The organism is Streptomyces lycii (genome assembly GCF_009735685.1).
GTDB lineage: Bacteria > Actinomycetota > Actinomycetes > Streptomycetales > Streptomycetaceae > Streptomyces > Streptomyces lycii.
The window spans coordinates 1-20,037 of record NZ_WHPN01000253.1 but is presented as its reverse complement, the minus strand read 5'-3'; the positions used below and the strand labels follow the sequence as shown (position 1 = coordinate 20,037).

The window sequence follows — 20,037 nt, the reverse complement described above, 5'->3', positions numbered from 1 at the left end:
ACTCGGCCGGGCCGCCGCCCGGTCAGCGCTCGGCGAGCCGTTCGGTCAGCGCCTCCAGCACCGGCCCCGGCACCAGGTGCGAGACGTCACCGCCCCAGGCGGCAACCTCCTTGACCAGGCTGGAGGAGAGGAAGCTGTAGGTCGGGTTGGTCGGGACGAAGAGCGTCTCGACCCCGGAGAGGCCGTGGTTCATCTGGGCCATCTGGAGTTCGTAGTCGAAGTCGCTGACCGCGCGGAGACCCTTCACGATCGCGGGGATGTCGCGCTGCTTGCAGAAGTCGACCAGCAGGCCATGGAAGGCCTCGACCTCGACGTTTCCGTACTCGGCGGTCACTCCGCGGATGAGGTCCAGCCGTTCCTCGACCGAGAAGATCCCCTTCTTGGACTTGTTGATCATCACGGCGACATGGACGACGTCGTACAGCTTCGACGCCCGGGCGATGATGTCGAGATGTCCGTTGGTGACGGGGTCGAAGGACCCCGGACAGACGGCGCGGCGCAAAACTGGTCCCTCGCTCTCCGGTCCGGTCATGACTCGCTCTTCCGCGGCACCGGGGTACCGCTGGAGGCGGCGCGACCGTACCAAAGGGTGCCTTCGCCGTAACGGCGCGCCCGCAGCCCTTCGAAACCGTCCGGCCAGCCGAAATTCCCGCCTCTGGTGCTGCGCTCAACGGTGACGACCGCCGCGTCCGCCAGCCACCCCTGCGAGCGGAGTGTGAGGAGTATCTCGCCAAGATCGCTGTCCGCGACGGCGTACGGCGGGTCCAGGAAGACCACGTCGTACGGCTCGGCGGGAGCGGGCCCGGCTGCGATCTGCTCGGCCTTCGCGGCCCGCACCTCGGCGCCCGGCAGGCCGAGCGCGCGGATGTTCTCCCGGATCGTCCGGACCGCCCGGGCGTCGGCCTCGACCAGCAGGGCGTGCGCGGCGCCGCGCGACAGGGCCTCCAGGCCGACGGCGCCGGAGCCGCCGTAGAGATCGAGCACCCGCGTCCCGGCGAGGCCGCCCAGCAGCGACTCCCAGCTGGAGAAGAGCCCTTCCCGCGCCCGGTCGGAGGTGGGCCGGGTGCCGCTGCCCGGCGGTACGGCCAGCCGGCGGCCGCCGGCGGCTCCGGCGATGACGCGGGTCATCGATGTGTGTCCTTCGCGGTGGGGTGGGNCCCACCGCGGTGGTGTGCCACCCACGATAGGACGTCAGTCCCGCACGGGCTCCTCCGCGCCCTCCGCCGCACCGGCGCCGACGAGAGCCGGCGAGGCGTACCGGGACCAGGACAGACAGCCGTCCGGCGGGCAGTACTCCGGGCGGCGCGGGTCGTGCCCCAGCTCGCGGAGCTTGGCGCGCACCGAGTCCGGGGTGCGGCCGAAGCGGGCCGCTATCCGGGCTATGGTCTCGCCGCCGTGGAAGCGCTGGGCGAGGTCCTCCTCGTGCTGCGGGACCCAGGGGGCGCCGTGTCCCGGGAACAGCTCGCGCAGCACGTCCCGGTCCGGGATCGGCTCGGAGACGTCCGCGACGAGCGCCAGCGCCCGCAGCGCTCGGTTCAGAGCGATCCGCAGCGGAGGTACTTCGGTCAGGGGCAGCGTGAGCGCGCCGGAGGCCAGCAGGGTCTCCGGGGCGTCCTCGTGCCAGCCGGTGAGGGTCAGGGTCACGGTGGAGTCGTCGTCGCTGGCGAGCTCGATGCGGAAGATCTTGTCACCGAGCGGCAGTTCGTTGAGATGCCGGAATGCCATGTGCAACCCCCAATGCTCCAGGCCGCCGGCCCTGTCGCCGGACCGGTTCGGACTGTGTCCATTCTCTCAGCCGGCACTGACAACGGGCCCGGCCGCGATGCGCCGCCGGAGGGCCGCCGCCGCTGGTCAGCCCTTGTCCAGATACCGCTCGCGCTCGGCGTCGAGGAGCGCCGCCAGAGTGCTCCGGAGCTCGGGATACCCCTCCAGCTCCGGGTCCTCCGCGACGATCGCCGAGGCCTCGTCGCGGGCGGCCGCGATGACGTCCTCGTCCTCGATGACCGCGAGCATCCGCAGGCTGGAGCGGACCCCGGACTGGGCCTGGCCGAGCACGTCGCCCTCGCGGCGCTGCTCCAGGTCGATCCGGGACAGCTCGAAGCCGTCGAGGGTGGCGGCGACGGCGTCCAGCCGGGCACGGGCCGGGGACGCGGCGGACATCTCGGTCACCAGCAGACAGAGGCCGGGGGCGCTGCCGCGACCGACCCGGCCGCGCAGCTGGTGCAGCTGCGAGACACCGAACCGGTCCGCGTCCATGATCACCACGGCGGTGGCGTTGGGGACGTTGACGCCGACCTCGATGACGGTCGTCGCGACCAGGACGTCGACCTCGCCCGCGGCGAAGCGCCGCATCACGTCGTCCTTGGCATCCGGCTGCATCCTGCCGTGCAGCACCTCGACCCGCAGTCCGCTCAGCGGCCCGCCGGCGATCTCCTCGGCGACGTCCAGCACCGCGAGCGGCGGCCTGCGCTCCGCCTCGTCCTCCGCGGACGGCTTCTGCCGGCCGCTCCCCGCCTCGTCCTCCTCGTCGCCGATGCGCGGGCAGACGACGTACGCCTGATGGCCGTTCTCGGCCTCCTCGCGGATTCGCTCCCAGGCCCGGGCGAGGAAGTGCGGCTTGTCCGCCGCCGGCACCACATGGCTCGCGATCGGCGAACGGCCGGCCGGCAACTGGTCGAGGACCGAGGTCTCCAGATCACCGAAGACGGTCATGGCCACCGTCCGCGGGATGGGCGTGGCCGTCATCACCAGCAGGTGCGGGGGCTGCTTGCCCTTCGACCGCAGGGCGTCCCGCTGCTCCACGCCGAACCGGTGCTGCTCGTCGACCACGACCAGGCCCAGGTCGTGGAACTGCACCTTGTCCTCGATCAGGGCGTGCGTCCCGATGACGATCCCGGCCTCGCCGGTCGCCAGGTCGAGCAGCGCGGACCGGCGCGCGGCCGCGCCCATCGAGCCGGTGAGCAGCACGACCTTGGTCGCGTGCTCCGCGCTCCCCAGCATCCCTCCCCGGGCCAGCTCCCCCATCATCTCCGTCACCGACCGGTGGTGCTGCTGGGCCAGCACCTCGGTCGGCGCGAGCATCGCGGCCTGACCGCCCGCGTCGACGACCGCGAGCATCGCCCGCAGCGCGACCATGGTCTTGCCCGAGCCCACCTCGCCCTGCAGCAGACGGTGCATGGGGTGTTCGGCGCCGATGCCGTCGAAGATCTCGGCGGAGACCTTCCGCTGGCCCTCGGTGAGGGTGAACGGCAGCTTCGCGTCGAAGGCGTCGAGCAGCCCGCCGGGGCGCGGCCGGCGCGGCACGGCCGGCAGCTGCGACTCGGCGTGCCGGCGGCGGGCGAGGGCGGTCTGCAGCACGAACGCCTCGTCCCACTTGAGCCGGTCCCGGGCCCGGAGCCAGTCCGCCTTGGTGGCCGGCCGGTGCACCAGCCGGAGGGCGTCCGGCAGCGGGAGCAGCCCGCGGCCCTCGCGGAGGCTCTCCGGGAGCGGATCGGTGAGCTGCCGCCAGCCGACGGCCTCCATCGAGTCCAGCAGCATGTCCACGCACTGGGCGATCCGCCAGGAGGCCAGCTGCGCGCAGGCCGGATAGACCGGGATGGGCTTGTTGGCCCACTCCGCGGCGGCCGCCGCGTCGCCGTCCTCGGCCAGCAGCTCGTACGCGGGGTGGGAGAGCTGGCGGACGCGGTTGAAGACACCGACCTTGCCCGCGAACATGCCGCGTCTGCCGGGGACCAGCTCCTTGCGGGGCTTGTGCGCGCCCCGGCCGAAGAAGACGAGCTGGATCCTGCCGCTGCCGTCGGTGAGCGTCACCTCCAGCCGCTGGCCCCGGCCGGCGTTGTACGACTTCATCCGGGCGTCGGCGACCTCGGCCAGCACCGTGACGTGCTCGTCGAGCGGGAGGTCGGCGAGGCGCGTCAGCTCGCCCCGCTCGGCATACCGCCTCGGGTAGTGGTGCAGCAGGTCGCCGACGGTCTCCAGGCCGAGATGCTCGGCCATCACCTTGGCCGTGGGTCCGCCGACCGTCTTCTTCAGGGATTCGTCCAGAGCGGGCACGTCCTCCATTGCACACCATGGGGGTGACAGAGGGGCTCAGGGTGCGGTCCGCGGGGTCCGCGTGCGGCACGGAGCCGCTCCGTGCCCTCTGCCGCGCGCGGGGTCACGGGGCCGTACGGGGTGGGGTCGTACGGGTCGGGGCGTACGGGGCGGGTTGTACAGGGTCGGTCGTACGGGCCGGTCGTACGGGGTCGCTGGTGTGCGGCTGCCGCGGACGTGGGCCGGTCGTACTGTGCTCGCGGCATCGCGGCATCGCGGCATCGCGGCTCGGTGGCGTTGCGGCTCGGTGGCGTTGCGGCTCGGTGGCGTTGCGGCTCGGTGGCGTTTCGGTGCGCGTGATCACGCGGCGCACGGCCTTGCGGTGCACGGTGCACGCGGCCTTGCGGTGCACGCGGTCGTACGGTCACGCGGTCGTACGGTGTCCGCGCTCACGCGCCCCGTGCGGTGCTCACGGTCATGCGGTCACGCGGTCACGCGGTCGTACGGTGTCCGCGCTCACGCGGCCCGTGCGGTGCTCACGGTCATGCGGTCATGCGGTCATGCGGTCCGCGGTCGTGCGGAGGCGCGGCAGCGCGCGGTCCGCGCCGTCGCGCCGGTGCCCCGTCACTCCACGCCGATGAGCAGTGGCACGGACGCCTGGCCGCCCCGGTAGACGACGGTGTCCACGGCGAGGTGGCCGTTCCGCACCCGGGTCTCCAGGCGGTCGGCCAGCGCGTCGGGGACGCCGGCGCCGAGCACCAGGGTGACCATCTCGCCGCCCGCCGCGAGCATCCGGTCGAGCACGCTCTCCGCGGTGTCCGCGAGTTCCTGGCCGATCACGGCCACGTCGCCGTCGATCAGTCCGAGCACGTCGCCCGCCTGGCAGATGCCCGCGCTGGTCCAGGAGCGGTGTTCCGCCACGGCCAGTTCGGCGCAGCGTGTCGCCCCGGCCGCGGACGTCATGGCCACGACGTCCTCGTCGAACCGGCGGCCCGGCTCGTGCACGGCCAGTGCCGCGATCCCCTGGACCGCCGAACGGGTCGGGATGACCGCCACCCGTACGCCCTCCGCGCGCGCCTGTTCCGCCGCCGCGGCCGCGGTGTGGCGCAGCGCGGGGTCGTTCGGCAGCAGCACGACCTCCCGGGCCCGGGTACGCCGTACCGCGTCGACCAGTTCGCCCGCCGCGGGCGGCTCCCCGGGGCGCGCGGTGACCACCGTCGCGCCGGCCTCCCGGCACAGGGCCGCGAGCCCGTCACCGGGAACGACGGCGGCCACCGCGCGCTCCCTGCCGGGACGGTCCGCGCCGGCACCGGGCGTTCCCGGTCCGGCCGCGGCGGCGGGGCGGGTCGCGGCCGGGTGGCCGGTGGCGCAGTCCGCGCCGAAGTGCGTGATGCGGACCCGGTGCGGGCGGCCGGCCTCGATGCCCGCCTCGACGGCCGCGCCGGCGTCGTCGACGTGCACGTGGACGTTCCACAGGCCGTCGCCGCCGACGACGACCAGGGAGTCACCGAGTGCGTCGAGCCGCGACCGCAGGGCGGACACGGCCTCGTCGGCGGCGTCCAGCAGATAGATGACCTCGTAGGCCGGGCTCTTCACCTCGTGGGCCTGGCTCTTCTCCCCCGGCCGGTCCGCGGCCCGGTCCGCGGCCTCGTCCGGAGCCCTGTCCGCGGCGGTGTCTGCCGGACTGTCAACGGGGGTGCCTCCGGGGGTGCCGGGGACGTCTCCGGCGGTGCGCGGGCGACCGTCCGGGGGCGGTCCGGCGGTCGCGCCCGTTCCACCGGACGGCTCCGTGGGGCCGGGCGGTCGCGGGTTCCCGGGCGGTTCCGTGTCCTCGGCGCAACCCGTGAGTCCGGCGTGCCCAGTGAGCCCGGCGGGCCCGGCATGCCCCTGGTGCCCGTCGCGCTCCGCGCCGGAGGCGGCGCGGGGGTCTCCGTACGGCGCACCGGTCCGCGGCCGGTGGGGTCCGGTCGTGCGCGGTGCCTCCCCGGTCAGCGCCTCGACCAGGGCGCCGAGCACGGTGACCAGGCCGCAGCCCCCGGCGTCGACCACGCCCGCCCGGGCGAGGACACCGAGCTGCTCCGGGGTGGCGTCCAGCGCGGCGCACGCCCCCGCGTGGGCCGCGCGCGCCACAGCTCCGGCGCTGTCTCCCCCGGCGCGTTCGGCGGCGTCCGCCGCCGCGGCGGCCACCGTCAGGACCGTCCCCTCCACCGGGTGCGCCACCGCCTGGTACGCCGCGTCCGCCGCCCGTCGCAGCGCCCGCCGCAGCAGTTCGCCGTCCCCGCGTGCTGCCTCGGCTCGACCGGCGGCTCCGGGACGTGCACCGGCGCCGGTGGCAGCGGGGACGCCCGTGCCGCCCGTACCGCCCGTACCGCCTGCGTCTCCACGGACTTCGGTGACCTCGTCGACTTCGGTGACCTCGGTGACCTCGGTGACCGGAGCGGCGTCAGGAACCCCGGTGGCGCCTGCGGCATCGGTACCGCCGGTGACATGAGCGGCGTCGGCGACCGTGACGCCCGCGACTTCGCTGCCGTCAGTGCCATCAGCGCCGTCGGTGGCCTCGGTGGCATCGGTGGCATCGGTGACGCCGGCGGAAGCGCCCGGGCCGGTCGCCGCGCCGGGTTCCGTCCCGGCGCCCGGAGCCGCGGCACCGGGGGTCCCGGTGGTGGCGGCGCCGGGCCGGTCCGCGAGCGGTGACCGCCCCTCCGTACCGGGAGCCGGCCCGGTCCCGGCCGCAGCCGTCCCGCCCGCCGAGGAGTGCGGCCGCTCCCCCGGCTCCGCCGCCAGGACCTCCGTCATGCCGCGCAGCAGCTGAGCCAGGATGGTGCCGGAGTTCCCGCGGGCTCCGATCAGCGCGCCGTGCGCCATCGCCCGCAGCGCCTCGGAAAGGGTCGGCGTACCGGCCGGCGAAGCCCCGGTGGCCGTGTCCGGGCCGGGTGCGGCCATCGCCGTGTGCGCCGCGAAGACGGCCTGCACCGCGTGGGCCGCGGATTCCGCCGTGAAGTACAGATTGGTGCCGGTGTCTCCGTCCGCGACCGGATAGACGTTGATCGCGTCGATGCCCTCCCGGGCTTTCCCCAGCGCCTCGAGGGCCAGCCCGCACCAGCTGCGCACCACGGTCGCGTCGAGGGAGTCGGGCACCGGAGTCCTCCTCGGACCTGGGCGGGAAGCGGGGAAGCCGAGCGCAGCGTAGCCCCCGCTCCGGGGTCCGGCCGGGACGGGGGCCCGGGCAGCCGTGGTAGATTCGTTCTACGGAAGCGGTCGTTGTATGCTGCTCCGGTTGCCCGATGAGAGTCGGGCCATTCCCCCTGGCGGTGCTGGTCTCGACTCGATCCCGGCGCGCCGGGATTCACCGTACGTGCATCTGAAGTCTTTGGAGTGACCCGTGGCTGCCAACTGCGACGTCTGCGGCAAGGGGCCGGGCTTCGGCAACAACATTTCGCACTCGCACCGCCGCACTCGCCGTCGTTGGAACCCCAACATCCAGACGGTGCGCGCTGTGGTCGGGCGGACGCCGAAGCGGCTCAACGTCTGCACCTCGTGCATCAAGGCCGGCAAGGTCTCGCGCTGACGTCTTCGGCGTAGCGCAGCCCGCCGGTTGCCGAAGCCGGTCCACCTCGGGTGGGCCGGCTTTTCGCATGCCCGCTCCGGCCCGCGGCCCCGCAGCCGCACCGGCCCGCCACCGCGCCGCACCGGTCCCGGCCCCGCACCGCACCGGTCGCCGCCGCACGCTTGGTGTCCTCCGTGCCCTCGCCGGGACTGCGCAGCTCCAAGCAGGTCACCCGGCGGGCGATCCGGGTCCCGGGGCTGCGGCCGTGACCGGGTCCTGGTGACCCCACCGCACCAGCTCACCGCCGTACCCGGACCGGCCGCCAAGGGCCCCGGCACGGCTCAGCGCAGGCGCCACCCGTGGTCCACCGGTCCGATGCCGGATCCGAGGCGGAAGCCCGCCGCGATGGCGCCCGTCACATACTCCTTGGCCGCCGCGACCGCCTCCGGGACCTCCGCACCCTTCGCCAGCTCGGCCGCGACCGCGCTCGCGAGGGTGCAGCCGGTGCCGTGCGTGTGCCGGTTGTCGTACCGCGGAGCCCGCAGCCAGTGCTCCTCCCGGCCGTCCGTCAGCAGGTCCACGGCCTCACCGCGCGCCCCGTCCGCAGTGGTGCCGGTCTCCCCGGGAAGGTGGCCGCCCTTGATCAGCACCCAGCGCGGACCGAAACCGAGCACTGCCTCGGCGGCCCGGCGCAGATCCTCCTCGCGTCCGGCGCGGACCCCGGTCAGTTGCTCGACCTCGTCGAGGTTCGGCGTGGCGACGGTCGCGACGGGAAGCAGCTTCGTACGGACCGAGTCGAGGGCGGACGCGGCGAGCAGCGGGTCGCCGTGCTTGGAGACGCCGACGGGGTCCACGACCACCGGTGCGCCGACCCCGGTGAGCAGACCGGCGACGGCCTCGACGAGTTCCGCCGAGGCGAGCATCCCGGTCTTGACCGCCTGCACCCCGATGTCGTCCACGACACTGCGGAACTGGGCCCGGACGGCCTCCACCGGCAGCTCCCAGGCTCCCTGGACGCCGAGCGAGTTCTGCGCGGTGACGGCCGTGAGGACGCTCATGCCGTGCGTGCCGAGCGCCAGCATCGTCTTCAGGTCGGCCTGGATGCCGGCGCCGCCGCCGGAGTCGGAACCGGCGACGGTGAGCACGAGCGGCGGGGATATCTGCATGGGCCCGAATCTACCCGGCCCCGCGGCCCGCCCGGCCGGGGCTCAGGCGTCCTCGATGTCCCCGAAGTGGTCCCAGCCCGCCTTCTTCCAGGGGGCGCCGTCGACCGTGACCTGCGGCAGCGCCGACGGGTTCAGCACGCCGCCGATCACCCGCCAGCGCGCGGGCAGCTTCACGTCCGGCGGAAAGGTGGCGACGATGGCGTGGTCCTCGCCGCCGCTCAGCACCCAGTGCAGCGGGTCGATGCCCACCGCCGTGCCGATGTCGGACATCTGGGAGGGGATGTCGAGGGCCGCGGAGCGCAGGTCGATCCGGACCTTGCTGGCCTCCGCGATGTGCCCGAGGTCGGCGACCAGGCCGTCGCTGACGTCCGTCATGGCGGTGGCGCCGAGCCCGGCCGCCGCGGGGCCCGCGTGGTACGGCGGCTCCGGCCGGCGGTGCGCCTCCACGAAGGCGCGCGGCGAGCGGAAGCCGCGGGAGAGCACCGCGTGCCCGGCGGCGGACCAGCCCAGCCAGCCGGTGACAGCGACGACGTCGCCGGGGCGCGCGCCGGCGCGGGTGACCGGCTCGTGGTTGCGCAGATCGCCGAGGGCCGTGATGGCGACGGTGATCGTCTCACCGCGCACCACGTCGCCCCCGACCACGGCCGCGCCCGCGACCTGGCACTCGTCCCGGATGCCGTCCATCAGCTCGGTGGGCCAGGTGGCGTGCAGCTCCGCGGGGACGACCAGGCCGAGCAGCAGGGCGGTCGGCACCGCGCCCATGGCCGCGATGTCCGCGAGGTTCTGCGCCGCGGCCTTGCGGCCGACGTCGTAGGCGGTGGACCAGTCCCGGCGGAAGTGCCGCCCCTCCAGCAGTACGTCCGTGCTGGCGACCACCCGGCGGTCCGGTGCCGCGACGACCGCGGCGTCGTCGCCGGGGCCCAGCCGCACCGCCGGGGTGGTGGTGAGCCGGGAGGTGAGCTCCCTGATGAGGCCGAACTCCCCCAACTCGCCCACGGTGCCCTTCATCCCTGCTCCTGTCCGTCCCGGTGTGCTTGCGCCTGCTGTGCCGGACGTGCCGCCGGCGAGGTCCGTCCGTGGTTCCGCGGCGCCACACGCCCGCCGCCACGTATCGCGCGGGTCTCCCCACGTCGTGTGACGGCGCGGTACCGTGGCGTCCCTTCTTGCCCCATGATCCTCGAAGCCGCCCTGGAGGTTCCGTGGTACAGGCGTACATCCTGATCCAGACCGAGGTCGGCAAGGCGTCCGCCGTCGCCGATCTCATCGCCAAGATTCCGGGAGTGATCCAGGCCGAGGACGTGACCGGGCCCTATGACGTGATCGTCCGCGCCCAGGCCGACACGGTCGACGAGCTGGGCCGCATGGTGGTGGCCAAGGTCCAGCAGGTGGACGGCATCACGCGCACCCTGACCTGTCCTGTCGTTCATCTCTGACCCTTCGGGGGCCCGGCCGGGTCCCCGAAGGACCCCGGTACCCTCGGACCGGTGAGCTCTGTCTTCCGCCGTCCGCGCCGCCGCCCGCACTGTCCTCCCGCCGTGCTGCTGACCGTGACCGCGCTGCTGGCCGCAGCGGGCTGTTCCCTGACGACGGGTGCCGGCACCCGTCCGGTTCCCGAGCCGTCGCCCGAGGCGGCGAAACTGTGCCGGGCGCTGCAGAAGGAACTGCCCGGGACCGTCGACGGGCTCGAACGGAACACCGGCGGACCGCCCTCGGAGTTCGCGGCCGAATGGGGCGACCCCGCCGTGCAGTTGCGCTGCGGGGTGCCGCGCCCCGAGGTGCTGACACCCGGTGGTGAACATTACAACCCCACCGCCGAGGGGGTGGAGGTGAACGGCGTGCTCTGGCTGCCCGAAAAGCAGGAGGACGGATACCGCTTCACGACGACCCTGCGCAAGGCGTACGTGGAAGTGACCGTGCCCGGGACGTACCAGCCCGAGCTGAACGCGCTGACCGACCTCGCGGACGCCGTCGAGAGCACCATTCCCAACGAGCTCTGACTCCCCGCGGCCGCGCGCTCAGCGCAGCCCGGTCGGCCGCCGCAGGGCCGCCTGGACGAGGCGGTCCACCAGCTCCGGGTAGCTAACGCCGCTCTCCTGCCACATCCGCGGGTACATGGAGATCGGCGTGAAGCCCGGCATGGTGTTGATCTCGTTGATGACGAACTCGCCGTTCTCCTGGAGGAAGAAGTCGGCGCGGACCAGCCCCTCGCAGGAGGCCGCGTCGAAGGCCGCCACGGCCAGCTCGCGGACCCGCTCGGTCTCCTCCTCGGTCAGCGGCGCCGGCACGAGCCCGGGCGCCGAGTCGATGTACTTCGCCTCGAAGTCGTAGAAGTCGTGCGAGCTGACCGGCGGGATCTCGGCGGGCACGCTCGCGCGCGGGCCGTCCTCGAACTCCAGTACGCCGCACTCGATCTCCCGGCCGCGCAGCAGCGACTCCACCAGGATCTTGGGGTCGTGGCGGCGGGCCTCGGCGACCGCCGCGTCGAGACCGGCCTCGTCGTCCACCTTGGTGATGCCCATGGAGGAGCCGGCCCGGGCCGGCTTCACGAAGACCGGCCAGCCGTGCTCGGCGGCGAAGTCGGTGATCTTCTTCCGGGCGGCGGCGCCCTTGACCCCGTCGGTGGTCCGCTCCCACTCGCGGGGCCGGATCACCTCGTACGGGCCGACCGGCAGCCCGAAGGAGCGGAAGACCCGCTTCATGTACTCCTTGTCCATGCCGACCGCGGACGCGAGCACCCCGGCGCCGACATACGGCACTCCGGACATCTCCAGCAGGCCCTGGATGGTGCCGTCCTCGCCGTACGGCCCGTGCAGCACCGGGAAGACCACGTCGACCTCGCCGAGCGACTTGGGCACCTGGCCCGGCTCGGTGTAGACGACCTCGCGGCCGCCCCCGTCGACCGGCAGCAGCACGCCGCCGTCCGAGGACTCGGCCAGCTCGTCGACGCTGGGCAGGGCCCGGTCGGCGATCGCCATCCGCTCCGGCTCGTCCGCGGTGAGCGCCCAGCGGCCGTCCCGGGTGATGCCGATCGGCAGCACCTCGTACTTGGTCCGGTCTATGGCACGCAGCACGGCGCCCGCGGTGACGACCGAGATGGCGTGCTCGGAGCTTCGGCCGCCGAACACCACGGCGACGCGCGGCTTCCGGCCGGTCTCACGGGCGGCCGGCGCGCCGCCCGCGGCGGGCACGGGGCTGTGGGCGGAGGACTGGGTGGAGGACTCGCTGCTCATATCGCGTTGAGACTACCCTGCACCCCCCGCCGCAGGGCAGCCACCGGCACCGGCTCGGCGTGGACTGCCGCCCGGACCGCACGGGCGGGCCGGGTCAGTGGCGTTCGGCCTTGGCGCTGCGGGACATCAGGTCCTTCAGCGCGACCAGCGGCGGCTTGCCGTCGTGCACGATCTCGACCACCGTCTCGGTGATCGGCATGTCGACGCCGTGCCGCCGGGCCAGGTCCAGCACCGATTCGCAGGACTTGACGCCCTCCGCGGTCTGCTTCGTGGCGGCGATGGTCTGCTCCAGGGTCATGCCGCGGCCGAGGTTGGTGCCGAAGGTGTGGTTGCGGGAGAGCGGCGAGGAGCAGGTGGCGACCAGGTCGCCCATCCCGGCCAGTCCGGCGAAGGTGTGCGCGTCGGCACCCATGGCGAGACCGAGCCGGGTGGTCTCGGCGAGCCCGCGGGTGATCAGCGACGCCTTGGTGTTGTCGCCGAGCCCCATGCCGTCGGCGATCCCGACGGCGAGCGCGATGACGTTCTTCACGGCACCGCCCAGCTCGCAGCCGACCACGTCGGTGTTGGTGTACGGGCGGAAGTACGGCGTGTGGCAGGCCGCCTGGAGCCGCTGGGCCACCGCCTCGTCGGAGCAGGCCACGACCGCCGCGGCGGGCTGCCGGGCGGCGATCTCCCGGGCGAGGTTGGGGCCGGTGAGCACGGCCACGCGCTCGGCGGGCACCCCGGCGACCTCCTCGACGACCTCGCTCATCCGCTTGGCGGTGCCGAGTTCGACGCCCTTCATCAGGCTGACGAGCACCGTGCCGGGATGCAGCATCGGCGCCCAGCGCGCGAGATTGCCGCGCAGGGTCTGCGAGGGCACGGCGAGCACGGTGAACTCGGCGCCCCGGGCAACCTCCTCGGGATCCGTCGTCGCCCGGACGCTGCCGGGCAGCTCCACCCCGGGCAGATAGTCGGGGTTGGTGCGCCCGGTGTTGATCGCGTCGACCAGCTCCCGGCGGCGGCCCCACAGGGTCACCTCGCAGCCGGCGTCGCCGAGCACCATGGCGAAGGCGGTGCCCCAGGAGCCCGTTCCGTAGACAGCGCAGCGCGTCACGCGTCGTCGCCCCGTTCTCCCGCAGCCGGTGCCGCCGGCTTCTCCGGTGCCGCGGGCTTCCCCGCTTTCCCCTGCCGCCGCTCTCCCGCGCGGCGCCGCAGCTCCGCGCGGGCCTTGCGGTGGTCGTAGAACTCCTCGGGAGCGGGCTCGCCACGCACCTCGGCCAACAGCTCGGTGACGGACCGCATGATGGTGTCGGTGACGGCGCGCAGCACCTCGGCCGTCGGCTCCTCGCCGTAGAAGTCGGAGAGGTCGACCGGCGGACCGGCCTGCACCCGCAGCGTCTTCCGCGGGAAGAGCCGGACCTTGTCCTTCTTGGCGTACGGCGGGACCGCCTCGTTGGCGCCCCACTGCGCCACCGGGATCACGGGCGCCTTCGTCAGCAGGGCCACCCGGGCGGCACCGGTCTTGCCCTGCATGGGCCAGAGGTCGGGGTCGCGGGTGAGGGTGCCCTCGGGGTAGAAGGCCACGCACTCGCCGCGGTTGATCGCGTCGACGGCGGCCCGGAAGGCGTTGGCCGCGTCGGTCGACTCGCGGTAGACCGGGATCTGGCCGGTGCCGCGCAGCACCATGCCGACGAAAGGCACCTTGAAGAGCGGCGCCTTGGCGAGGAATCTCGGGACCCGCCCGGTGTTGTACTGGAAGTGCGCGTACGACAACGGGTCGAGCGCGGAGTTGTGATTGACCGCCGTGATGAATCCGCCGTCGGCCGGAATGTGTTCCATTCCCTGCCAGTCCCGCTTGAAGAAGAGCACCAGCGGCGGTTTCGCGATGACCGCGGCCAAGCGGTACCAGAAGCCGATTTTTCGGCGGGACACTCGGACACCCTCCTCCTGGGACCTGCTGAGCTGCGGGCGGGCAGCCGCACAAGTGTCGCCCCAGGGTCCCGGTCTGTCGAGGACACCGTAACCCCGGGCTCCGACAGCGGCTCAAGGAGTGGGGCGCGCGGCGAACGGAGCGGCGGGGGACAATGAGGCGGACCGAGAGAGGGGGCCGGGGCGTGGGCTGGACGCTGGTGGTGCCGCTGAAACCGCTCGCCCTGGCCAAGAGCAGGCTGACGGGCGCGGCCGGCGACGGACTCAGACCGGGGCTGGCGCTGGCCTTCGCGCAGGACACCGTGGCGGCAGCCGGGGCCTGTCCGGCGGTGCGGGATGTGGTGGTCGTCACGGACGACCGGCGGGCCGGCGCGGAACTCGCGGCCCTCGGCGCCCGGGTGGTGCCGGACACACCCGGCGCCGGGCTCAACGCCGCGCTGGCCCACGGTGCGCGGCTGGCGCGGGAGAGGCGCCCGGACTGCCCGGTGGCGGTGCTGAACGCGGATCTCCCGGCCCTGCGCCCCCGGGAACTGACCCGCGTATTCTCCGCCGCCGCCGCATTTCCCCGGGCCTTTCTGGCGGATGCGGCGGGGATCGGAACAACCTTTTTGTCGGCCGCGCCCGGAATCGGACTCCGGCCCGCATTCGGCGGTCCCTCACGGGCCCGGCACCGGGCGTCCGGGGCGGTGGAAATCGCACTGCGGGGCGTCGGTTCCGTACGCCGCGACGTGGACACCGGGGACGATCTGCGGGCCGCTCTGGCCCTGGGGACGGGCCCGCACACGGCGGCGCTGACGGCGGGCCTGCTCATCCCCGAATAGCGGCCCGCAGCCGCTGTCCCGGAATCCCCGGGGATCAGCGAGCGGCGCCGGAGGCGGCGCACGGCGAGGCGGGCGGCATCCCCGGACGGGACATCCGGCGTCTTGGGCGGTACGGGGACGCGGCGCTGTTCCGTGACCGTGACCGTGACTGTGGCTGTGGCTGTGGCTGTGGCTGTGGCTGTGACCGTGGCCGTGGCCGTGCGCCCGCCGGGAGGCACGGGACAGCCCTTAGGCTGCCGGTATGCAGGCCACCGCTTGGACATACGACCCCGAGACCCGTTCCGGCAGCGTGCTGCTGGACGACGGCACCCCGCTGGACTTCGACGCGGCGGCGTTCGACGCGGGCGGACTGCGGCTGCTGCGACCGGGCCAGCGGGTACGGATCGAGCTGCGGGAGGACGGTGCCGGAGACGGCACGTCGCGGGCCGCGGCACGGCGGATCTCCCTGGTGACCCTCCAGACGTTCTGAGGCCTCCCCGGGACCGCGGGAGTTCCGCGCCCCGGGACTGCGGAATTCCGCTGCCCCCGGGACCGCCGCGGCCCCGCTCCCGGCCCGCCGGAATTCCGCTGCCCCCGGGAACTCCGGGATACGGCGGGCCTCCGGAGCGTCCGGCGGCCCTCCGGAGCGCCGGGCGCCCTTCGCGGGCCCTCCGGACGCCGCGAGAGCCCGTGCTCGCCCCGGGACGCCCGCCGGCCGGATCTCCGCGGACACGCCGCGGGCCGGGCTCCCGGAGGAGGCCCGGCCCGGCGCGTGGGTACGGCGGCTGCTACTTCTTCCTGGCGGCCGTCTTCTTGGTGGTGGTCTTGCGGGCGGCGGTCTTGCCTGCCGGTGCCTTCTTGGCCGCGGTCTTCTTCGCGGGGGCGGTCTTCCGCGCGGTGGCGCTCTTCTTCGCGGGCGCCGACTTCTTCGCGGTGGCCTTCGTCGCCGTGCCGGCCGACTTCTTCGCCGGGGACGTCTTCTTGGCGGTGGCGCTCTTCTTCGCGGGCGCCGACTTCTTCGCCGCCGCCTTCTTCGCGGCCGGAGTCGCCTTCTTCGCTGTGGCCTTCTTGGTGGCCGCCTTCTTGGCGGTCGCCTTCTTCGCCGCGGCCTTCTTCGTGGTCGTACGGGCCGAAGCGCCACCGGTCAGGCTGCCCTTGGGCGCCTTCTTGACGGCCACCTCGCCGCCCTTGGGGAGCTTCTTGGACCCGCTGACCAGGTCCTTGAAGCCCTGGCCCGCGCGGAAACGGGGCACCGAGGTCTTCTTGACCCGGACACGCTCCCCGGTCTGCGGGTTGCGGGCGTACCGGGCCGGACGGTCGACCTTCTCGAACGAGCCGAAGCCGGTGACCGACACCCGGTCCCCGGCGACGACCGCGCGGATGATCGCGTCGAGTACGGCATCGACAGCGTCGGCGGCGTTCTGCCGGCCACCGAGCTTGTCGGCAATCGCTTCTACGAGCTGCGCCTTGTTCACGTCTTCCCCTTCGGAGACATCGCCCGAACGAATTCGTTCAAGCTTTTTCGCACGTTAGGCAGATATATACCGCAAATCAAACACGAAACGGTCTAATCACCCTTGTGCCGCAACGGACTCGGCCGCCGCGACGGTCAGGCGGGGCCGTTGGCCGGGGAGTCACCGGGCGGTTCCTCCCGGAACTCGCCGGAGAACCGGCCCTCGTCGAGGTCTTCCATGAACCGGTCGAGGCGCCTCGCAGTCCCGGCCAGATCGTGTTTGGACGCGGCCGTGATGACCAGCAGCTTCCGGGTGAGCGCCATCCGTTCGCCCGCGGGGACTTGCAGCATGCGCACCTTTGTGTGCGCTTCCTTGAGCCGGTCCGCGACGAGCCCGTACAGCTCGAGTTGACTGTCGCGTTCCATGCACCGATTGTGCCATCTGGGGCGAGTTGTCGCCTCGTACGGGCCCAACGGAGCCCCGCGTGGCGCGCCGCTTTCCCGCTCCGGAGCACCCCCGCTCCCGGCCCGGGACGCGGCTGCGCCCCCCGCCGGGGAGGCGGGGGGCGCAGGCGTGGCACGGGGTCAACCGGTGGCTCAGACCACCGTCGTGCTCGGCTTGAACGAGAAGCGGGACGCCTCGTACGCGGCGATGTCGCTCTCGTTCTTCAGGGTGAGGCTGATGTCGTCCAGCCCCTCCAGCAGCCGCCAGCGGGCGTTCTCGTCCAGCTCGAACGGGGCGGTCACGCCCTCGGCCCGGACCTCCCGGGCGACCAGGTCGACGGTGACCTCCGCGGTCGGGTCGGCCTCGGTCAGCTCCCAGAGCCGGTCCACGGTCTCCTGCGGCAGCACGACGGTGAGCAGGCCGTTCTTGAGCGAGTTGCCGCGGAAGATGTCGGCGAACCGGGAGGAGACGACGGCCTTGAAGCCGAAGTTCTGCAGCGCCCAGACGGCGTGTTCCCGGGAGGATCCGGTGCCGAAGTCGGGACCGGCGACGAGCACGGTCGCGCCCTGCCGCTCCGGGCGGTTCAGCACGAACTCCGGGTCCTTGCGCCAGGCCTCGAAGAGCCCGTCCTCGAAACCGTCGCGGGTGACCTTCTTCAGCCAGTGCGCGGGGATGATCTGGTCGGTGTCGACGTTGCTGCGGCGCAGCGGCACGGCCCGGCCGGTGTGGGTGGTGAAAGCTTCCATGGTTCTCAGGCCTCCACGAGAGCCGGGGCGTCGGACAGATCGGCGGGCGAGGCGAGATGGCCGAGCACCGCGGTGGCCGCGGCGACCTGCGGCGACACCAGATGGGTACGGCCGCCCTTGCCCTGCCGCCCCTCGAAGTTGCGGTTGGAGGTGGACGCGGCGCGCTCACCCGGCGCGAGCTGGTCGGGGTTCATGCCGAGGCACATCGAGCAACCCGCGTGCCGCCATTCGGCGCCGGCGGCGGTGAAGACCTTGTCCAGTCCCTCCTCGACGGCCTGCAGCGCCACCCGTACGGAACCGGGCACCACCAGCATCCGCAGCCCCTCGGCGACCTTCCGGTCCCGCAGGATCGCGGCGGCGGCGCGCAGGTCCTCGATACGGCCGTTGGTGCAGGAACCGACGAAGACGGTGTCGACGGCGACCTCGCGCAGCGGCTGGCCGGCCCGGAGTCCCATGTACTCCAGGGCCTTCTCGGCCGCGTAGCTCTCGCTGGGGTCGGCGAAGGAGGCCGGGTCCGGCACGGACGCCGACAGCGGCGCGCCCTGCCCCGGGTTGGTGCCCCAGGTGACGAACGGCGCCAGTTCGGCGGCGTCGATGACGACCTCGTGGTCGAAGACGGCGTCGTCGTCGGTGCGCAGCGTCTCCCAGTACGCGACGGCGGCGTCCCAGTCGTCGCCCTGCGGGGCGTGCGGGCGGCCCCGGAGGTAGTCGAACGTGGTCCGGTCCGGGGCGATCATGCCTGCCCGGGCACCGGCCTCGATCGACATGTTGCAGATGGTCATCCGGGCTTCCATCGAGAGCTTCTCGATGGCGGAGCCGCGGTACTCGATGACGTACCCCTGGCCGCCGCCGGTGCCGATCTTCGTGATCACGGCGAGGATCAGGTCCTTGGCCGTGACGTCCTCGGGCAGTTCGCCCTCGACGGTGACCGCCATGGTCTTGAAGGGGGCCATCGTCAGCGTCTGGGTGGCCAGCACGTGCTCGACCTGGCTGGTGCCGATGCCGAACGCGAGCGCGCCGAAGGCGCCGTGGGTGGAGGTGTGGCTGTCACCGCAGACCACCGTGGTGCCGGGCTGGGTCAGTCCCAGCTGCGGTCCCACGACGTGGACGACGCCCTGCTCGACGTCGCCGAGCGGGTGCAGCCGGACGCCGAAGTCCGCGCAGTTCTTGCGCAGCGTCTCCAGCTGGGTGCGCGAGACCGGGTCGGCGATCGGCTTGTCGATGTCGAGGGTCGGGGTGTTGTGGTCCTCGGTGGCGATGGTCAGGTCGAGGCGGCGGACCTTCCGGCCCGCCTTCCGCAGGCCGTCGAACGCCTGCGGGCTGGTCACCTCGTGCAGCAGGTGCAGATCGATGAAGAGAAGGTCGGGCTCGCCTTCGGCGCGCCGGACGACATGGTCGTCCCAGACCTTCTCCGCGAGTGTCCGTCCCATCGCTTTCCCTCCGGCCGGCGGCTCTGCCGGCCCAACTCGGCTGTGTTCCGTCCCCGGCGGTGTTCCGCCGGGGGTTCGCGGCCCCGGGACGCCCGGGCTTCCTCGCCCCGGGCCCCGTGCCGGACGGCCGTTCTCCGCCGCTGCGACACGGGCCGCTTCTACAGATTGGCGGCTTCCCGGGAAAATTGAACTTGCGTTTCACACTCTGAGACGCGAGTATCGTTGCATGGACAACTCTAGCGGCGTCGGCGTTCTCGACAAGGCAGCTCTGGTACTGAGCGCTCTGGAGTCCGGTCCGGCCACCCTCGCCGGGCTGGTCGCGGCGACCGGTCTCGCCCGTCCCACGGCCCACCGGCTGGCCGTGGCACTGGAACACCACCGGATGGTGGCGAGGGACATGCAGGGCCGGTTCATCCTCGGCCCGCGGCTGGCCGAACTGGCCGCGGCGGCGGGCGAGGACCGGCTGCTGGCGACGGCCGGCCCGGTGCTCACGCATCTGCGGGACGTGACCGGCGAGAGCGCGCAGCTCTACCGGCGCCAGGGCGACATGCGGATCTGCGTGGCGGCGGCGGAACGGCTGTCCGGCCTGCGGGACACGGTGCCGGTCGGCTCCACGCTGCCCATGAAGGCCGGCTCGGCCGCCCAGATCCTGATGGCCTGGGAGGAGCCGGAGCGACTGCACCGGGGACTCCAGGGCGCCCGGTTCACGGCCACCGCGCTCTCGGGCGTACGCCGCCGGGGCTGGGCCCAGTCCATCGGCGAGCGGGAACCGGGCGTCGCCTCGGTCTCGGCGCCCGTGCGCGGCCCGTCGAACCGCGTGGTGGCGGCGGTCTCCGTGTCCGGGCCCATCGAGCGGCTGACCCGGCACCCGGGCCGGATGCACGCCCAGGCGATCATCGACGCCGCCGGCCGCCTCACGGAGGCGCTGCGCCGCACCGGCTGAGAACAGCGGGGGCGGGGCAGCGGGGCGGCGAAGCAGCAGGCCATCGGAGCAGCGGAGCAGCGGAATACCGAGAAGAGGCCCCCCGCCGAAGCGGGGGGCCTCCTCGATGCGTACCCCCGACCGGATTCGAACCGGCGCTACCGCCTTGAGAGGGCGGCGTGCTAGGCCGCTACACAACGGGGGCCTGCTGGGCTACCAGGACTCGAACCTAGACTAAATGAACCAGAATCACTCGTGCTGCCAATTACACCATAGCCCATGGTATAGACCAGTACCCCCGACCGGATTCGAACCGGCGCTACCGCCTTGAGAGGGCGGCGTGCTAGGCCGCTAC

Annotated in this window: 19 protein-coding genes, 2 tRNA genes and 1 pseudogene; 6 read left to right on the top strand and 16 right to left on the bottom strand. The window is 73.3% G+C overall.

Annotated features, from left to right (window positions below):
* Nucleotides 1-22: 22 nt before the first annotated feature.
* The 5 genes from coaD to GCU69_RS10670 form a co-directional block, all read right to left on the bottom strand.
* Entirely contained in the window at nucleotides 23-532 is a 510-nt protein-coding gene (gene coaD, locus GCU69_RS10690; RefSeq protein ID WP_098749755.1) for a pantetheine-phosphate adenylyltransferase, read from the bottom strand.
* Nucleotides 529-1,128 carry a 16S rRNA (guanine(966)-N(2))-methyltransferase RsmD gene (rsmD, locus tag GCU69_RS10685; protein ID WP_156205771.1) on the bottom strand — a complete coding sequence of 200 codons (600 nt, stop codon included), beginning with the start codon at nucleotides 1,126-1,128 and terminating at the stop codon, nucleotides 529-531. Before rsmD ends, coaD begins: the two co-directional genes overlap by 4 nt.
* 63 nt (nucleotides 1,129-1,191) lie before the next feature.
* A complete protein-coding gene (locus GCU69_RS10680) occupies nucleotides 1,192-1,725 on the bottom strand; it encodes a hypothetical protein (RefSeq protein ID WP_098749753.1) in 534 nt (177 codons plus the stop codon).
* A 126-nt stretch (nucleotides 1,726-1,851) separates the two neighbouring features.
* The gene (gene recG, locus GCU69_RS10675; protein ID WP_176604560.1) at nucleotides 1,852-4,062 is read right to left on the bottom strand and encodes an ATP-dependent DNA helicase RecG; all 2,211 of its coding nucleotides are present in this window, start codon (nucleotides 4,060-4,062) and stop codon (nucleotides 1,852-1,854) included.
* 594 nt (nucleotides 4,063-4,656) lie between these two features.
* A complete protein-coding gene (locus GCU69_RS10670) occupies nucleotides 4,657-7,170 on the bottom strand; it encodes a DAK2 domain-containing protein (RefSeq protein WP_156205769.1) in 2,514 nt (837 codons plus the stop codon).
* A gap of 244 nt (nucleotides 7,171-7,414) precedes the next feature.
* Here GCU69_RS10670 and rpmB point away from each other — a divergent pair.
* Nucleotides 7,415-7,525, top strand: a pseudogene (gene rpmB, locus GCU69_RS34925) (50S ribosomal protein L28); the annotation flags it as partial.
* 395 nt (nucleotides 7,526-7,920) lie between these two features.
* Here the strand turns inward: rpmB and thiD are convergent.
* Nucleotides 7,921-8,745, bottom strand: a complete 825-nt coding sequence (gene thiD / locus GCU69_RS10660) for a bifunctional hydroxymethylpyrimidine kinase/phosphomethylpyrimidine kinase (RefSeq protein WP_098749749.1) — start codon at nucleotides 8,743-8,745, stop codon at nucleotides 7,921-7,923.
* A gap of 42 nt (nucleotides 8,746-8,787) precedes the next feature.
* Nucleotides 8,788-9,753, bottom strand: coding sequence for a thiamine-phosphate kinase (locus tag GCU69_RS10655; protein WP_098749748.1), 966 nt, complete (start codon nucleotides 9,751-9,753; stop codon nucleotides 8,788-8,790).
* A 191-nt stretch (nucleotides 9,754-9,944) separates the two neighbouring features.
* On the opposite strand from GCU69_RS10655, the gene GCU69_RS10650 reads away from it, so the two are divergent.
* Both GCU69_RS10650 and GCU69_RS10645 read left to right on the top strand, forming a co-directional pair.
* Nucleotides 9,945-10,178 carry an Lrp/AsnC family transcriptional regulator gene (locus tag GCU69_RS10650; RefSeq protein ID WP_098749747.1) on the top strand — a complete coding sequence of 78 codons (234 nt, stop codon included), beginning with the start codon at nucleotides 9,945-9,947 and terminating at the stop codon, nucleotides 10,176-10,178.
* A 51-nt stretch (nucleotides 10,179-10,229) separates the two neighbouring features.
* Entirely contained in the window at nucleotides 10,230-10,742 is a 513-nt protein-coding gene (locus tag GCU69_RS10645) for a DUF3515 domain-containing protein (protein WP_408055790.1), read from the top strand.
* Nucleotides 10,743-10,760: 18 nt separating this feature from the next.
* On the opposite strand, the gene GCU69_RS10640 is transcribed toward GCU69_RS10645, so the two are convergent.
* The 3 genes from GCU69_RS10640 to GCU69_RS10630 form a co-directional block, all read right to left on the bottom strand.
* Complete coding sequence (locus tag GCU69_RS10640; protein ID WP_156205768.1) at nucleotides 10,761-11,975, bottom strand: D-alanine--D-alanine ligase family protein; 1,215 nt, start codon at nucleotides 11,973-11,975, stop codon at nucleotides 10,761-10,763.
* 94 nt (nucleotides 11,976-12,069) lie between these two features.
* A complete protein-coding gene (locus GCU69_RS10635) occupies nucleotides 12,070-13,071 on the bottom strand; it encodes an NAD(P)H-dependent glycerol-3-phosphate dehydrogenase (protein ID WP_098749744.1) in 1,002 nt (333 codons plus the stop codon).
* Nucleotides 13,068-13,889 carry a lysophospholipid acyltransferase family protein gene (locus GCU69_RS10630; RefSeq protein ID WP_098749743.1) on the bottom strand — a complete coding sequence of 274 codons (822 nt, stop codon included), beginning with the start codon at nucleotides 13,887-13,889 and terminating at the stop codon, nucleotides 13,068-13,070. The genes GCU69_RS10635 and GCU69_RS10630 overlap by 4 nt, the downstream gene beginning before the upstream one ends.
* A gap of 182 nt (nucleotides 13,890-14,071) precedes the next feature.
* Here GCU69_RS10630 and cofC point away from each other — a divergent pair, with 182 nt between their 5' ends.
* A complete protein-coding gene (gene cofC / locus GCU69_RS10625; protein WP_098749742.1) occupies nucleotides 14,072-14,707 on the top strand; it encodes a 2-phospho-L-lactate guanylyltransferase in 636 nt (211 codons plus the stop codon).
* A gap of 241 nt (nucleotides 14,708-14,948) precedes the next feature.
* Nucleotides 14,949-15,176: a hypothetical protein gene (locus GCU69_RS10620; RefSeq protein ID WP_098749741.1), complete on the top strand. Its 228-nt coding sequence runs from the start codon at nucleotides 14,949-14,951 to the stop codon at nucleotides 15,174-15,176.
* A 298-nt stretch (nucleotides 15,177-15,474) separates the two neighbouring features.
* On the opposite strand, the gene GCU69_RS10615 is transcribed toward GCU69_RS10620, so the two are convergent.
* From GCU69_RS10615 to leuC, 4 genes are all read right to left on the bottom strand, one after another.
* Entirely contained in the window at nucleotides 15,475-16,161 is a 687-nt protein-coding gene (locus tag GCU69_RS10615) for an HU family DNA-binding protein (RefSeq protein ID WP_156205767.1), read from the bottom strand.
* Nucleotides 16,162-16,295: 134 nt separating this feature from the next.
* Nucleotides 16,296-16,565, bottom strand: coding sequence for an SCO5555 family protein (locus GCU69_RS10610; protein WP_156205766.1), 270 nt, complete (start codon nucleotides 16,563-16,565; stop codon nucleotides 16,296-16,298).
* A 171-nt stretch (nucleotides 16,566-16,736) separates the two neighbouring features.
* A complete protein-coding gene (gene leuD, locus GCU69_RS10605) occupies nucleotides 16,737-17,330 on the bottom strand; it encodes a 3-isopropylmalate dehydratase small subunit (protein WP_098749738.1) in 594 nt (197 codons plus the stop codon).
* A gap of 5 nt (nucleotides 17,331-17,335) precedes the next feature.
* Nucleotides 17,336-18,760: a 3-isopropylmalate dehydratase large subunit gene (gene leuC / locus GCU69_RS10600; protein ID WP_098749737.1), complete on the bottom strand. Its 1,425-nt coding sequence runs from the start codon at nucleotides 18,758-18,760 to the stop codon at nucleotides 17,336-17,338.
* A gap of 226 nt (nucleotides 18,761-18,986) precedes the next feature.
* Here leuC and ndgR point away from each other — a divergent pair, with 226 nt between their 5' ends.
* Entirely contained in the window at nucleotides 18,987-19,703 is a 717-nt protein-coding gene (gene ndgR, locus GCU69_RS10595; protein ID WP_098749736.1) for an IclR family transcriptional regulator NdgR, read from the top strand.
* A gap of 111 nt (nucleotides 19,704-19,814) precedes the next feature.
* Here the strand turns inward: ndgR and GCU69_RS10590 are convergent.
* Nucleotides 19,815-19,887 (bottom strand) — tRNA-Glu (locus GCU69_RS10590).
* Nucleotides 19,888-19,890: 3 nt separating this feature from the next.
* Nucleotides 19,891-19,962 (bottom strand) — tRNA-Gln (locus GCU69_RS10585).
* Nucleotides 19,963-20,037 lie beyond the last annotated feature (75 nt).